The 14,952-nt window shown below is 62.8% G+C and carries 13 protein-coding genes; 5 read left to right on the top strand and 8 right to left on the bottom strand.

Annotated features, from left to right (window positions below; translation table 11 throughout):
- Positions 1–86: 86 nt before the first annotated feature.
- The 5 genes from WMW70_RS16460 to WMW70_RS16440 form a co-directional block, all read right to left on the bottom strand.
- On the bottom strand, positions 87–1,055 hold the full coding sequence (locus tag WMW70_RS16460) for a CDP-6-deoxy-delta-3,4-glucoseen reductase (RefSeq protein WP_341438547.1): 969 nt from the start codon (positions 1,053–1,055) through the stop codon (positions 87–89).
- Positions 1,055–2,521 (bottom strand): 4-hydroxy-3-polyprenylbenzoate decarboxylase, encoded by a 1,467-nt coding sequence (gene ubiD, locus WMW70_RS16455; RefSeq protein ID WP_341438546.1) that lies wholly within the window; start codon positions 2,519–2,521, stop codon positions 1,055–1,057. Before ubiD ends, WMW70_RS16460 begins: the two co-directional genes overlap by 1 nt.
- A gap of 136 nt (positions 2,522–2,657) precedes the next feature.
- Positions 2,658–3,917, bottom strand: coding sequence for a transcription termination factor Rho (gene rho, locus WMW70_RS16450; protein ID WP_341438545.1), 1,260 nt, complete (start codon positions 3,915–3,917; stop codon positions 2,658–2,660).
- 248 nt (positions 3,918–4,165) lie between these two features.
- Entirely contained in the window at positions 4,166–4,492 is a 327-nt protein-coding gene (gene trxA / locus WMW70_RS16445) for a thioredoxin TrxA (protein ID WP_079203790.1), read from the bottom strand.
- Between the two features lie 115 nt (positions 4,493–4,607).
- Entirely contained in the window at positions 4,608–5,315 is a 708-nt protein-coding gene (locus tag WMW70_RS16440) for a FadR/GntR family transcriptional regulator (protein WP_341438542.1), read from the bottom strand.
- A 284-nt stretch (positions 5,316–5,599) separates the two neighbouring features.
- Between WMW70_RS16440 and WMW70_RS16435 the strand changes: the two genes are divergently transcribed.
- From WMW70_RS16435 to ppx, 5 genes are all read left to right on the top strand, one after another.
- Positions 5,600–6,385: a transporter substrate-binding domain-containing protein gene (locus tag WMW70_RS16435; RefSeq protein WP_341438541.1), complete on the top strand. Its 786-nt coding sequence runs from the start codon at positions 5,600–5,602 to the stop codon at positions 6,383–6,385.
- Between the two features lie 24 nt (positions 6,386–6,409).
- Positions 6,410–7,075 carry an amino acid ABC transporter permease gene (locus tag WMW70_RS16430; RefSeq protein ID WP_341438540.1) on the top strand — a complete coding sequence of 222 codons (666 nt, stop codon included), beginning with the start codon at positions 6,410–6,412 and terminating at the stop codon, positions 7,073–7,075.
- The gene (locus tag WMW70_RS16425; RefSeq protein ID WP_341438797.1) at positions 7,072–7,722 is read left to right on the top strand and encodes an amino acid ABC transporter permease; all 651 of its coding nucleotides are present in this window, start codon (positions 7,072–7,074) and stop codon (positions 7,720–7,722) included. The genes WMW70_RS16430 and WMW70_RS16425 overlap by 4 nt, the downstream gene beginning before the upstream one ends.
- Positions 7,709–8,440, top strand: coding sequence for an amino acid ABC transporter ATP-binding protein (locus tag WMW70_RS16420; protein WP_341438539.1), 732 nt, complete (start codon positions 7,709–7,711; stop codon positions 8,438–8,440). Before WMW70_RS16425 ends, WMW70_RS16420 begins: the two co-directional genes overlap by 14 nt.
- A 206-nt stretch (positions 8,441–8,646) precedes the next feature.
- Entirely contained in the window at positions 8,647–10,149 is a 1,503-nt protein-coding gene (ppx, locus tag WMW70_RS16415; RefSeq protein ID WP_341438537.1) for an exopolyphosphatase, read from the top strand.
- Here the strand turns inward: ppx and ppk1 are convergent.
- The 3 genes from ppk1 to WMW70_RS16400 form a co-directional block, all read right to left on the bottom strand.
- Positions 10,136–12,355, bottom strand: coding sequence for a polyphosphate kinase 1 (gene ppk1, locus WMW70_RS16410; RefSeq protein ID WP_341438536.1), 2,220 nt, complete (start codon positions 12,353–12,355; stop codon positions 10,136–10,138). The two genes, ppx and ppk1, sit on opposite strands and share 14 nt — an antisense overlap.
- 19 nt (positions 12,356–12,374) lie before the next feature.
- Positions 12,375–13,388 (bottom strand): porphobilinogen synthase, encoded by a 1,014-nt coding sequence (gene hemB / locus WMW70_RS16405; protein ID WP_341438535.1) that lies wholly within the window; start codon positions 13,386–13,388, stop codon positions 12,375–12,377.
- Positions 13,389–13,602: 214 nt separating this feature from the next.
- Positions 13,603–14,838 (bottom strand): sterol desaturase family protein, encoded by a 1,236-nt coding sequence (locus tag WMW70_RS16400; protein WP_341438534.1) that lies wholly within the window; start codon positions 14,836–14,838, stop codon positions 13,603–13,605.
- Between the last annotated feature and the right edge of the window lie 114 nt (positions 14,839–14,952).

Below are 14,952 nucleotides of genomic sequence, written 5' to 3'. Positions count from 1 at the left end.
TTATTCATCCACCACGCACGCCCAGATTGGTGGATCGGTGAAGCCTGATCCAGCCTACGAAGCCGCCCCAGAGCGGCTTCTTTTATTCAGCCCCGCGGCGCGTAGGCGAACACGTCGGCGCGCATCTGGTGGGCGTCCATGCCGGCATCCACCAGGGCATCCAGGGTGGCGTAAACCATGGCTGGCGAGCCACTGGCGTACAGGTGCAGCGCCTTGAGGTCGGCAAAATCTTCGCGCACGGCCTCATGCAGCAGGCCGCAGCGGCCTTGCCAGCCGCACTGCTCGCTGACCACCTGATGCAGAAACAGATTGGGTACCTGCTGCCACTGCGCCCAGTGCTCCAGTGCGTAAAAGTCCTCCGGTCGGCGCGCGCCCCAGTACAGGTGCACCGGATGGCTAAAGCCAGCAGCGCGACAGTGCTCAATCAGGCTGTGCATCTGCGCCATGCCGGTACCGGCCGCAATCAGCACCAGCGGGCCATCCGGCAGCTCGGCCAGGTGAGTATCGCCGAAGGGCATCTTTACCCGCGCCAGGCCCTGGCTGCGCAGCTGGGCGATCAGCTTCGCGGTGCCCTCGTCACGGGCCAGGATATGCAGCTCCAGCTCCCGTCCACGGTGGGGGGCCGAGGCCAGGGAAAAGGCTGCGTAGTCGTCATCCTCACGCTGCAGCAGCAGGTACTGGCCGGCGTGGTAGCGCGGCACCTTGCCGGCCGGGGCGTTGAGAAGCAGGCGGAACACGTCGCCGCCCAGCTCGTCGCACGCGACAATCTGACAGGCCAGTTCGCGCACCGGCAGCTCGCCGGGGGCCAGCACGCCATCCCAGTGCAGCACACAGTCCTGCAGCGGCTCGGCCAGGCAGGTGAACAGTTCGCCATGGTCCAACGTGCTCGCGCCCTGCTGCACCCGGCCCTCCACCAGCAGCGCCGCGCAGATATGGCAATTGCCATTGCGACAGCTCTGCGGGCAGTCGTAGCCCAGCCGTCGCGCGGCATCGAGAATGCGCTCGCCGATCCGTACTTCAAGCACAGCACCCGAAGGATTCAGGGTGACTTTCATCAATCGATTCCCAACTCAGACCAGAGCGCATCGACGCGCTGCTTGACCGCCTCATCCTGAACGATAGCCCGGCCCCACTCGCGCGTGGTCTCGCCCGGCCATTTATGGGTGGCGTCCAGGCCCATCTTCGAGCCCAGGCCGGAGATTGGTGAGGCGAAGTCGAGGTAGTCGATCGGCGTATTGTCGATCAGCACCGTGTCGCGCTTGGGGTCCATGCGCGTGGTAATGGCCCAGATCACGTCATTCCAGTCCCGTGCGTTGATATCGTCGTCGGTGACTATGACGAACTTGGTGTACATAAACTGTCGCAAAAACGACCAGACACCGAGCATTACCCGCTTGGCGTGGCCGGGGTACTGCTTCTTGATGGTCACCACCGCCAGGCGGTAGGAACAACCTTCCGGCGGCAGATAGAAGTCAGTGATCTCCGGAAACTGCTTCTGCAGGATCGGCACGAAGACTTCGTTAAGCGCCACGCCGAGGATCGCCGGCTCATCGGGCGGACGGCCGGTGTAGGTGCTGTGGTAGATCGGCTTTTGCCGACGGGTGATGCGTTCGACGGTAAACACCGGGAAGGTATCGACTTCGTTGTAGTAACCGGTGTGGTCGCCGTACGGGCCTTCCGGTGCGGTTTCGCCCGGATGAATGACCCCCTCCAGCACGATTTCAGCACTGGCCGGCACCTGCAGGTCGCTGCCACGGGCCTTGACCAGCTCGGTACGGTGACCGCGCAGCAGGCCGGCGAAGGCATATTCGGACAAAGTATCGGGCACCGGGGTGACCGCACCGAGAATGGTCGCCGGGTCGGCACCCAGGGCGACGCACACCGGGTAGGGGCGATCCGGGTACTTCTGGCACCACTCACGAAAATCCAGGGCACCGCCGCGGTGGCTGAGCCAGCGCATGATCAACTTGTTGCGGCCGATCACCTGCTGGCGATAGATGCCGAGGTTCTGCCGCTCCTTGTTCGGGCCCTTGGTGATGGTCAGGCCCCAGGTGATCAGCGGGCCGACATCGCCGGGCCAGCAGGTCTGCACCGGCAGTTTGCCGAGGTCGACGTCGTCGCCTTCCTCTATCACTTCCTGGCAGGGCGCATCCTTCAGCACCTTGGGGGCCATGGCCAGCACCTTGCGGAAGATCGGCAGCTTGCTCCAGGCGTCTTTCAGGCCTTTCGGCGGCTCCGGCTCTTTCAGAAAGGCCAGCAGCTTGCCGATCTCCCGCAGCTCGCTGACCTCTTCCGCGCCCATGCCCAAGGCCACGCGCTTGGGCGTGCCGAACAGATTGCCGAGCACCGGCATGTCGAAGCCCGTGGGGTTCTCGAACAGCAGCGCCGGGCCGCCCTTACGCAGGGTACGGTCACAGACCTCGGTCATTTCCAGCACAGGGGAAACCGGCACCTGGATGCGCTTGAGTTCGCCGCGCTGTTCCAGACCGCGGATAAAGTCGCGCAGGTCGCGATACTGCATGTTCAAGCCTCGTGTCGAGCGGGCCAAATAAGGGCGCAAAGTTTAGCGCCGAACTCGGTCTTTCAGAAGGATGAAGCAACGTCCAGATGCACAAAAGCCGGGTTTCCCCGGCCTTTGCTGTAGGGCGAGGAACGCCTTACTTACGCTTCATCGACATAAAGAACTCTTCGTTCGTCTTAGTCGCTTTCAGCTTGTCGATCAGGAATTCGATGGCGGCAATTTCGTCCATCGGATGCAGCAGCTTGCGCAGAATCCACATGCGCTGCAGCTCGTCTTCGGCAGTCAGCAACTCTTCGCGGCGGGTGCCGGAGCGGTTGATGTTGATCGCGGGGAATACGCGCTTCTCGGCGATACGACGGTCCAGGGGCAGCTCCATGTTGCCGGTACCCTTGAATTCCTCGTAGATCACTTCGTCCATCTTCGAGCCGGTTTCCACCAGCGCGGTGGCGATGATGGTCAGCGAACCGCCTTCCTCGATGTTACGCGCCGCGCCGAAGAAGCGTTTCGGCTTCTCCAGGGCGTGGGCGTCGACACCACCAGTAAGCACCTTGCCGGAGCTCGGGATCACGGTGTTGTAGGCACGCGCCAGGCGAGTGATGGAATCGAGCAGAATGACCACGTCCTTCTTGTGCTCGACCAGGCGTTTGGCCTTCTCGATGACCATTTCGGCGACCTGCACGTGGCGGGTCGGCGGCTCATCGAAGGTCGAGGCGACCACTTCGCCGCGCACGGTGCGCTGCATTTCGGTCACTTCTTCCGGGCGCTCGTCGATCAGCAGAACGATCAGGTGGCACTCGGGGTTATTGCGGGTGATGTTGGCCGCAATGTTCTGCAGCATGATGGTCTTGCCGGCCTTCGGCGGCGCGACGATCAGGCCGCGCTGGCCCTTGCCGATCGGCGCGCAGAGGTCGATGACGCGGCCGGTGATGTCTTCGGTGGAGCCGTTACCGGCTTCCATGACCAGACGCTTGGTGGGGAACAGCGGCGTCAGGTTTTCGAACAGAATCTTGTTCTTGGCGTTTTCCGGGCGATCGTAGTTGATGGTGTCAACTTTGAGCAGGGCAAAATAGCGCTCGCCTTCTTTCGGCGGACGGATCTTGCCGACAATGGTGTCGCCGGTACGCAGGTTGAAGCGGCGGATCTGGCTCGGCGAGACATAGATGTCGTCGGGGCCAGCGAGGTACGAGGCATCCGCGGAGCGGAGAAAGCCGAAACCGTCCTGGAGAATCTCCAGCACGCCATCACCGGAGATTTCCTCACCGCTTTTAGCGTGTTTTTTCAACAGCGAGAAAATCACGTCCTGCTTGCGCGAACGGGCCATGTTTTCCAGGCCCATCTGTTCGGCGAGTTCCAGCAGTTCGGTGATCGGCTTTTGCTTGAGTTCGGTCAGATTCATAGGGAATGACGTAATCATGAAGGAGGGGGAATAAGCTATTCAGCTTGGGAAGCCGTGCCGCTATAAAGGCGATTGGATCGCTAGCGTGCTTCGAAGGTATTCGCGTAGGAATGCGTCGACGACGGCTTGCAGGGGGCGGCATAGGAAATGCAGCGAGGCCGAATGTAACACCGGTTTTAGCGGCACGTCCAGCACCCAGGCAGAAAAAAACCCCGCTATTTGCGGGGCTTATTCGGCAGCACAGTTGCTTAGATATTGCTGTCGAGGAAGGCCGCCAGCTGCGACTTGGACAGCGCGCCGACCTTGGTGGCTTCGACATTGCCGTTCTTGAACAGCATCAGGGTCGGGATACCACGCACGCCGTACTTGGGCGGAGTGTCCTGGTTTTCGTCGATGTTCAGCTTGCAGACTTTCAGCTTGCCCTGGTAGGTCTGGGCGATCTCATCGAGTACGGGGGCAATCATCTTGCACGGACCGCACCACTCAGCCCAGTAGTCGACCAGCACCGGACCCTCGGCCTGAATGACGTCCTGGTCGAAACTGGCGTCGCTGACATTGGTGATGAATTCGCTCATGGAAGTCTCCGTGTTCGGAAGCAAAAGATGGCGACATCATAGCCCGGCTTTCCCGGCACAGGAAGGCGGGCGCAATTGAGCCTATCTATGGGCTCGCAAAGAATTTACCCCGAAGCTAGTCGCCGAGGGTGACAAAAGCGATGCCGGTGCGCAAGGCCGCCGCACGGATATGCTGCTGCATGGCCTTCTGCGCCGGGCCCGAGGCGTGCCGACCCAGGGCCTTGAGGATCTTGCGATGCTCCTGCCAGGTCTCCATTGCGCGCTCCGGGCGGATAAACGGTAGCTTCTGGCTTTCCAGAAATATATCCGCACTGGAGGTGACGATGCCGCACATGGCCTGATTGCCACTGGCCAGCAGGATGCGCCGATGAAAGTCGAAATCCAGGCGTGAAGCCCCCTCGAAATCACCGCCGCGCAGGGCCAGACGCATCTGCTCGACATTGTCCTGCAGGGCATCCAGCTCGGCCGCTGTCAGGGTGGCCGCCGCCAGGCCGCAGGCGAAACCTTCCAGGGCGAAGCGCAATTGAAAGGTATCGGCGGCCGACACCTGTTCGGCGAAGGGCCAGGAGAAGCCCGTGGGGGCCGCCGCCTGGGCGGAGGTGGCCTGAACGAACACGCCCTTGCCAGGCTGCACGCTGATCATGCCCAGGGCACTCAGGGATGACAGCGCCTCACGCAGGGAGGTGCGGCTGACCCCCAGGCGCTCGGCCAGGTCGCGCTGCGAAGGCAGGGCGTCGCCCGGGCGGTAGTCCTCGTCGGCGATCAACTTGCGGATCGCCTGCAGGGCGTATTCGGGGACGGCACGGGGAGCGGGAGCATTCATGACTGTTCAGGCCGGTCGGTCCAGTAAAGGTGCTCTTTGTAAGGCCGGAGCGGCCTTGCAGGCAAGCATTGCGCCGTTTTGAGGCCTATTTCACGGCCCTGCACCCGAATGGCGCAGCGCCCGGATTGACCGGCCAGTCAGCTTTATAACTGTTCATACCAGTAAGACCTTGTTTTACAAAAGCAATCAGCCTAAGTGCATGAATCAAATGGAATTGGCATGGGCAATGCAATCTGAAAACCAGCCAAACCTATAGGTTTTCACATAACTGCCGGGAGCATGCCATGCACAAGATTCAGCGCCACCTACTCAACCTGTTCATCGCCGGTCTGGCCCTGAGCCTGCCCAGTGCCTTTGCCGACGGCCTTAGCGATATCACCGAGCGCGGCGTGCTGAAAGTCGCCGTGCCGCAGGACTTTCCGCCCTTCGGCTCGATTGGCCCGGACATGCAGCCGCGCGGCCTGGATATCGACACCGCCCAGCTACTGGCCGACCAGCTGGCGGTGAAACTGGAACTGACTCCGGTCAACAGCACCAACCGCATCCCGTTCCTTACCACCGGTAAGGTCGACCTGGTGATCTCCAGCCTGGGCAAGAACCCCGAGCGCGAAGCGGTGATCGACTTCTCCAGCGCCTACGCACCCTTCTACCTCGGCGTATTCGGCCCGGAAGATGCCGCTGTGAGCAGCCTCGCCGACCTGGAAGGCAAGACCATCAGCGTGACCCGCGGCGCGGTGGAAGATATCGAGCTGAGCAAGGTGGCCCCCAAGGGTGCGACGCTCAAGCGCTTCGAGGACAACAACTCGACCATCGCCGCCTACCTCTCCGGCCAGGTCGACCTGATTGCCAGCGGCAACGTGGTGATGGCCGCCATCGCCGAGCGCAACCCCAAGCGTGTGCCGCTGATGAAGATAAACCTCAAGGATTCGCCCACCTATGTCGGCCTGAACAAGAACGAGGCGGCGCTGCTGACCAAGGTCAACGCGATCATCGCCAGCGCCAAGGCCGACGGCAGCCTCAATGCGATCAGCGAGAAATGGCTGAAGCAGCCGCTGCCGGCCGGCTTGTAAGGGCACAGAGACAGGAGGCGCGCGATGGCGTACCAGTTCGATTTTCTTCCGGTGTTGGCCAACGCCGACCTGTTGCTGCAAGGCGCGTTCTTCACCCTGAGCCTGACCGCCGTCGGCACACTGCTGGGGGTCGGTCTGGGCATCATCGGTGCGGTGCTGCGCGCCTGGCGGATCAAACCCTTCAGCCAGCTGTTTGGCCTGTATGTCGAACTGATCCGCAATACACCCTTTATCGTTCAGCTGTTCTTTATCTTCTTCGGTCTGCCGGCCCTGGGCGTGCGGATGAATGAGTGGGAGGCGGCGGCGCTGGCGATGGTGATCAACCTGGGGGCCTACTCCACCGAGATCATCCGCGCCGGCATTCAGGCCATCCCCGGCGGCCAACTGGAGGCGGCGGCGGCCCTGGCCATGAACCGTATCGAGATATTCCGCCACGTGGTGCTGCGCCCGGCCCTGGCCAAGGTGTGGCCGGCGCTGTCGAGCCAGATCATCATTGTCATGCTCGGCTCGGCGGTGTGTTCGCAGATTTCCACCGAAGAGCTGTCGTTCGCCGCCAACTTTATCCAGTCGCGCAACTTCCGCGCCTTTGAAACCTACCTGGTGACCACCCTGCTCTATCTGGCCATGGCGATCCTGATCCGCCAGCTGCTGGCCTGGGTTGGCCGCCGCTTTGTTGTCGGAGGCCGCTGATGGACTTCACCTTCTGGGACATCCTGCGCAACCTGCTGGTGGGTCTGCAGTGGACCCTGCTGCTGTCGCTGGTGGCCTTCGCCTGCGGCGGCGTGGCTGGATTGCTGCTCCTGCTGGCGCGGATTTCACGGCTGCAGGCGCTGCGGGTTCTGGCGCGCGGCTATATCGAGCTGTTCCAGGGCACACCCCTGCTGATGCAGCTGTTTATGGTGTTCTTCGGCATCGCCCTGCTCGGTGTCGACGTGTCGCCCTGGCTGGCCGCAGCCGTCGCCCTGACCCTGTTCACCAGCGCCTTTCTCGCCGAGATCTGGCGTGGCTGCGTCGAGTCGATCAGCCACGGCCAGTGGGAAGCCGCCGAAAGCCTGGCCATGACTCGCCTCGAGGTGCTGCGTCACGTGGTGCTGCCGCAGGCCATGCGCATCGCCATCGCCCCCACCGTGGGTTTCTCGGTGCAGGTGGTGAAAGGCACCGCGGTGACCTCGATCATCGGTTTTACCGAACTGACCAAGACCGGCGGCATGCTGGCCAACGCCACCTTCGAGCCATTCATGGTCTACGGCCTGGTGGCGCTCGGTTACTTCCTGCTCTGCTACCCCCTGTCGCTTGCCGCATACCGCCTGGAAAGGAGGCTGAATGTCACTGCTTAACGTCACCGCCCTGCACAAGTACTACGGCGACAACCATGTGCTCAAGGGCATCGATCTGACGGTCGAGGAAGGCGAAGTGGTTGCCATCATCGGCCGCAGCGGTTCGGGCAAAAGCACATTGCTGCGCACCCTCAACGGCCTGGAATCGATCAACGACGGGGTTATCGAGGTCGACGGCGACTATATCGACGCTGCCCGCGCGGATCTGCGCAGCCTGCGGCAGAAGGTCGGCATGGTGTTTCAGCAGTTCAACCTGTTCCCCCACCTGACGGTAGGCGAGAACATCATGCTGGCACCCCAGGTGGTCAAGAAGATGGGCCGCGACGACGCGCAGCAACTGGCGCGGCAGATGCTCGAGCGAGTCGGCCTGGGCGAGAAGTTCGACGCCTACCCGGAGCGTTTGTCTGGCGGCCAGCAGCAGCGCGTGGCGATCGCCCGCGCCCTGGCCATGTCGCCCCGGGTGCTGCTGTGCGACGAGATCACCTCGGCGCTCGACCCGGAGCTGGTCAACGAGGTGCTGGCGGTGGTCAAGCAACTGGCCAGCGAGGGCATGACCCTGATCATGGTCACCCACGAAATGCGCTTCGCCCGCGAGGTCGGCGACAAGCTGGTGTTTATGCACCAGGGCAAGGTGCATGAGGTCGGCGATCCCAAGCGGCTGTTCGCCGAACCGCAGACTGCGGAATTGCGTCAGTTTATCGGCTCGGTCAACCTGTAAATCCGCTCTTTTACCCGCAGGAGGGCGCGTTCAGCTAAGCGTGATGCGCCCGCGACGAACGGCCGACTTGCACCTTGAGCAGCAGCCCGCAGCAGGGCGGCGCGGCTTTTTCAGGGACACCCGCAGGGCCTGCGACATCAGTATGCGTTGGCGAGGCCGGGCTATCGTGGCAGGATGGCCGGGTTCCGCATCGAGATGTCTCCGTCATGCCGCATACCCCTGCCGAGTCCTTCCCCTTGATTGCAGCCATCGACCTGGGCTCCAACAGCTTCCATATGGTGCTGGCCAAAGCCGACCATGGCGAGATCCGCATCCTCGAACGCCTCGGCGATAAGGTGCAACTGGCCGCCGGAATCGACGAGCAGCGTCTGCTCAGCGAAGAGGCCATGCAGCGCGGGCTCGACTGCCTGCGCCGCTTTGCCCAGCTGACCGCCAGCCTGCCCGAGGGCGCGGTGCGCATCGTCGGCACCAATGCCCTGCGCGAGGCGCGCAACCGTGGTGACTTTATCCGCCGTGCCGAAGAGATCCTCGGCCATCCGGTTGAAGTCATCTCCGGGCGCGAAGAAGCGCGCCTGATCTATCTCGGCGTCTCCCACAGCATCGCCGACACCCCGGGCAAACGCCTGGTCGCCGATATCGGCGGTGGCAGCACCGAGTTCGTCATCGGCCAGCGCTTCGAGCCGCTGCTGCGCGAAAGCCTGCAGATGGGCTGCGTCAGCTTTACCCAGCGTTTCTTCAAGGACGGCAAGATCACCCCGGCACGCTACGCCCAGGCCTACACCGCGGCGCGCCTGGAGATCATGGGTATCGAGCACGGCCTGCGCCGCCTCGGCTGGGAAGATGCGGTGGGGGCCTCGGGCACCATCAAGGCCATCGGCCTGACCATTCAGGCCGCCGGTCTCGGCGGCGGCGAGGTCAATGCCGAAGGGCTGGCCTGGCTGAAACGCAAAATATTCAAGATCGGTGAGGCTGAAAAACTCGACCTCGACGGTATCAAGCCGGATCGCCGCGGTATCTTCCCCGCTGGCCTGGCGATTCTCGAAGCCATCTTCGATGCCTGCGATATCCAGCGCATGAGCCATTCCGAAGGGGCGCTACGCGAAGGCGTACTCTACGACCTGCTCGGCCGCCATCAGCATGAGGACGTGCGCGAACGCACCCTCAGCTCGCTTATGGAGCGTTATCACGTCGATCTGGAACAGGCGGCGCGGGTGGAAAGCAAGGCGCTCTCGGCCCTCGACAAGGTCGCGGACGACTGGGCGCTGAACGACGACTGGCACCGTGAGCTGCTCAGCTGGGCGGCCAAGGTGCATGAAGTCGGCCTGGATATCGCCCACTACCAGTACCACAAGCACGGTGCCTATCTGGTCGAGCACTCCGACCTGTCGGGTTTCTCGCGCCAGGATCAGCAGATGCTCGCGCTCCTGGTGCGCGGCCATCGACGCAATATTCCCAAGGACAAGTTCGCCGCGTTCGGCGAGGAAGGCCTCAAGCTGATGCGCCTGTGCGTGCTGCTGCGCTTCGCCATCCTGTTCCACCATATCCGTGGGACCCAGGAAATGCCCCAGGTGCAGCTAAAGGCCAGTCAGCAGAGTCTGGAAATTGCCTTTCCGCAGGACTGGCTGGCCGCCAACCCGCTGACCCAGGCGGACTTCACCCAGGAAGCGGAATGGCTCAAGCGCATCGATATCGAGCTTAGCGTGCGCTGACCAGCGGTACGGTCAGCTTTTCCAGCAGCCCGGCCTGGGCGCTGCGCGGGTTCTGGTTACCGGTGGGCTGCAGACGCACATAGCGCCCATCCGGCTGCAGCAGCCAGGCGTGGGTGTTATCGGTCAGGTAAGCCTCCAGCTCCTTCTTCACCCGCAGGATCAGCTTCTTGCCTTCCACCGGGAAGCAGGTCTCGACGCGCTTGTCGAGGTTGCGCTCCATCCAGTCGGCGCTGGACAGGTAGATCTTCTCTTCGCCGCCATTGAGGAAGTAGAACACCCGGGTGTGCTCGAGGAAGCGGCCGATGATCGAACGCACCTGAATATTGTGCGACACACCGGCAATACCCGGACGCAGGCAGCACATGCCGCGCACCACCAGGTCGATCTTCACACCCGTCTGGCTGGCCTTGTACAGCGCGCGGATGATCTTCGGATCGGTCAGCGAGTTGAACTTGGCGATGATATGCGCCGGCTTGCCGTCGGCCGCCAGGGCGGTCTCCTTGGCGATCATATCGAGCAGGGTCTTTTTCAGGGTGAAGGGCGCGTGCAGCAGCTTCTTCATGCGCAGGGTCTTGCCCATGCCGATCAGCTGGCTGAACAGCTTGGACACGTCTTCGCACAGCGCCACATCGGCGGTGAGCAGGCTGTAGTCGGTGTACAGCCTGGCGTTGCCGGCATGGTAGTTGCCGGTACCGAGGTGCGCGTAACGGACGATATCGCCGCTCTCGCGGCGCAAAATCAGCATCATCTTGGCGTGGGTCTTGTAGCCCACCACACCGTAGATCACCACCGCACCGGCAGCCTGCAAGCGGCTGGCCAGCGCCAGGTTTGACTCTTCATCGAAACGCGCACGCAACTCGATCACCGCGGTGACCTCCTTGCCGTTGCGCGCGGCTTCCACCAGGGCGTCGACGATTTCCGAGTTGGCCCCGCTGCGGTACAGGGTCTGCTTGATCGCCAGCACGTGCGGGTCTTTCGCCGCCTGACGCAGCAGGTCGACCACCGGGGTAAAAGACTCGAAGGGATGCAGCAGGAGGATGTCCTGCTTGCTGACCACGCTGAAGATGTTCTCGGCGTTCTGCAGCAGCTTGGGGATCACCGGGGTGAAGGGCTTGTATTGCAGCTCCGGGTGACTTTCCAGGCCAGTGATACTGAACAGCCGGGTCAGGTTGACCGGGCCGTTGACCCGGTACAGCTCGCTCTCGCTGAGATTGAACTGCTTGAGCAGGTAATCGAGCAGCGGCCGTGGGCAAGTGTCCACCACCTCCAGGCGCACCGCATCGCCATAGCGCCGCGAGAACAGCTCACCGCGCAGGGCACGGGCCAGGTCTTCGACGTCTTCGGTGTCGACCGACAGGTCGGCGTTGCGGGTCAGGCGGAACTGGTAGCAACCCTTGACCTTCATGCCCTGGAACAGATCGTCGGCGTGGGCGTGGATCATCGAGGAGAGGAACACGAAGTTGTCGCCGGGGCCGCCAACCTCTTCCGGCACCTTGATGATGCGCGGCAACAGGCGCGGGGCCGGGATGATCGCCAGACCGGAATCGCGGCCGAAGGCGTCGATGCCTTCCAGCTCGACGATAAAGTTCAGGCTCTTGTTCACCAGCAGCGGGAACGGATGCGTTGGATCGAGGCCGATGGGTGTGATGATCGGCGCAATCTCGTCGCGGAAATAGCGGCGCACCCAGGCCTTGAGCTTGGTGGTCCAGAAACGCCGACGGATAAAGTTGACGTTGTACTTGGCCAGCGCCGGGAACAGGGTGTCGTTGAGAATCGCGTACTGCCGCTCAACCTGCTCGTGAGCCAGCTCGGCCACCCGCGCAAGCGCCTGGTGCGGCTGCAGGCCATCGGCCCCGGCCTGTTCGCGGGCGAAGTTGATCTGCTTCTTCAGCCCGGCGACGCGGATCTCGAAGAACTCATCGAGGTTGCTGGAGAAGATCAGCAGGAACTTCAGACGCTCCAGCAACGGATAGGACTCGTCCAGCGCCTGCTCCAGCACGCGGATATTGAACTTCAGCTGCGACAGCTCGCGGTGGATATACAGGCTGCTGTCGTCCAGGCTCGGAATCACCATGGGCGGCGACGGCGGTATGGGTGGCGCTACCGGTACCACCACCTCGACTGGCGGGGCCTCCGCGGCCACGGCCTCATCGACAACCGGCTGGGCGTCCTGCAATTCGCTGTTACTGAGTCCTTCGGTGTTCATCACAAATGTCCCGGGGGCGTCATTGCCCCTGTTTGAGCAGTTCTGCCGCACGTACGGCGAAATAAGTCAGGATGCCATCGGCACCCGCGCGTTTGAAGGCGGTCAGTGATTCGAGGATCACTGCCTCGCCCAGCCAGCCGTTCTGGATGGCGGCCATATGCATGGCGTACTCGCCACTGACCTGATAGACAAAGGTCGGCACCTTGAATTCCGCCTTGACCCGCCAGAGGATGTCCAGATAAGGCATGCCCGGCTTGACCATGACCATGTCCGCGCCTTCGGCCAGATCGGCGGCCACTTCATGCAGGGCTTCGTCGCCGTTGGCCGGGTCCATCTGGTAGCTGGCCTTGTTGGCCTTGCCCAGGTTGGCAGCCGAGCCCACCGCGTCGCGGAACGGGCCGTAGTAGGCGCTGGCGTACTTGGCCGAGTAGGCCATGATCCGCACATTGCTGTGATCGGCCAGTTCCAGAGCCTCGCGAATCGCCTGCACGCGGCCGTCCATCATGTCCGAGGGTGCGACCACCTGGGCACCGGCGGCGGCATGGGACAGCGCCTGCTTGACCAGGGCATCGACGGTGATGTCGTTCTGCACATAGCCATCTTCGTCGAGGATGCCGTCCTGACCATGGGTGGTAAAGGGGTCGAGGGCCACGTCGCTGATCACCCCCAGTTCGGGGAACTTGCCGCGCAGGGCGCGAATCGCGCGCTGGGCGATGCCCTCCGGATTCCAGGCCTCCTCGCCGAGCAGGGATTTTTTCTCCAGTGGCGTCACCGGGAACAGCGCCAGGGCGGGAATGCCCAGGGCCACCCACTTCTCCGCTTCCTGCAACAGCAGGTCGATGGACAGGCGCTCGACGCCCGGCATCGAGGCAATGGCTTCGCGGCGATTTTCGCCGTCGAGAACGAATACCGGCAGAATCAGGTCATCGACACTCAGGCGGTTTTCCCGCACCAGGCGTCGGGAGAAATCATCACGGCGGTTACGACGCAGGCGAGTGGCGGGAAACAGGCGATTGGCGGGGGTAAAGCTCACGACAGACTCCAGAGCCCGGATCGACGGGCGAGTGTGACAGTTATAAGCGGCCATTATGACCAAAGTATGACAGCACACGACAGCGCTGCGACCGCTTGCCGCAAGCAGGCTCAGGATAGCGGGGGAAAAAATCGCGGCATAGTGCGGCACGCCGTGGGTAGCGCCTTTATTTCAGCAGTACGGCCCCTTGCGGGCCGCACTCAATACGTCAAGCTCAGGCCGTTACCGAGCTCCGTTCACCCGGCGTGCAGTACAACGCCACCAGACTGAGCAGGCTGTAGCTCAGCAGCAACGGCCAGAGCAGCGGCAGTTCCGGCAACAGGCCGAGTTGCAGCGCCAGCCAGGCCGCCGGCAGGTTGAGCGCCAGACGCAACAGCTCCAGACGCCTAGCCGTTGGGCGGTTCTCCAGCCAGGTGCCGATCACGTACAGGCCACCGGCCATCCATGCCAGGCCCAGTAACAGCGCCGCCGCGCTCAGCTCGGCAGCCAGGGCCAGCAGGCCGGTGCCGGCGAGCACATAGAGACTGAACTGAGCCACCGCATAGAGTTGCTGAGCACGCCCCAGCGGCACCTCGAATTTGACGAACTGGCTGAGATCCGGCTTGGCCTGCGGGTACCTGGCCGCCACATCGGCCGGCCGCCAACCGGTGGGCATAAACCAGATGCGCAGCCTGTCCCACCAGGATTCGGCGCGGCGCGCATCGCGCCATAGCGCCACATAGAACTGCGCATTGGCCCACAGCGGATTCCAGCTGGCCAGCGGCGTGGTCACACCGAAGATCACCGGTTCTGCGTCCAGCTCTTCCTGGAAGGTGCCAAACAACCGGTCCCAGAGAATGAACACACCGCCGTAATTGCGATCCATATACACAGCATTCTGCGCATGGTGCACGCGGTGGTTGGACGGCGAGACAAACAGCCACTCGAACCAGCCCAGCTTGGGAATATGCCGGGTATGCACCCAGAACTGGTAAAGCAGGTTGAGCGCCGCCACCGTCAGGAACACCAGCGGCGGCACGCCGGCCAGAGCCATGGGCAGATAGAAGATCCAGCCGAAGATAAACCCGGTACTGGTCTGGCGCAGGGCGGTGGAGAGGTTGTAGTCCTCGCTCTGGTGATGCACCGAGTGGGCCGCCCAGAGCACATTGCGCTCGTGGCCCAGGCGATGGTTCCAGTAGTAGCAGAAGTCGTAGAAGACAAAGGCCAGCAGCCAGACCCAGAGCGCTTCGGCGGACAGTTCGAACAGCGCCAGCTGCTGCCAGGCCAGAGTATAGATAACCAGTCCGACGGCGCGGGTCAGCAACCCCGCGGTGGTCGACAGCACGCCGGCACTAAGGCTGTTGATGGCGTCGGCCAGACGGTAATTGCTGACCCCGCGCCAGCGATCGACCAGCAGTTCCAGGGCGATCAGCGCAAAGAAAAAAGGCACGGCGTAGAGGATGTAATTCATAGTGTCGCCATATCGTTGTGCGGCTAGGATTGCTATGAGAATCCTAGCCGCACGCCACACTCGCTTCGCGGCGCGCCCAGCCCACCGGGGGGGGCTATTGCGCCCCGCCGGTCA

It is taken from the genome of Pseudomonas sp. XK-1 (assembly GCF_038069885.1).
Classification (GTDB): Bacteria; Pseudomonadota; Gammaproteobacteria; order Pseudomonadales; family Pseudomonadaceae; genus Aquipseudomonas.
Note: the sequence above shows the minus strand (reverse complement) of the source record. Positions and strands in the feature narration are given on the sequence as shown.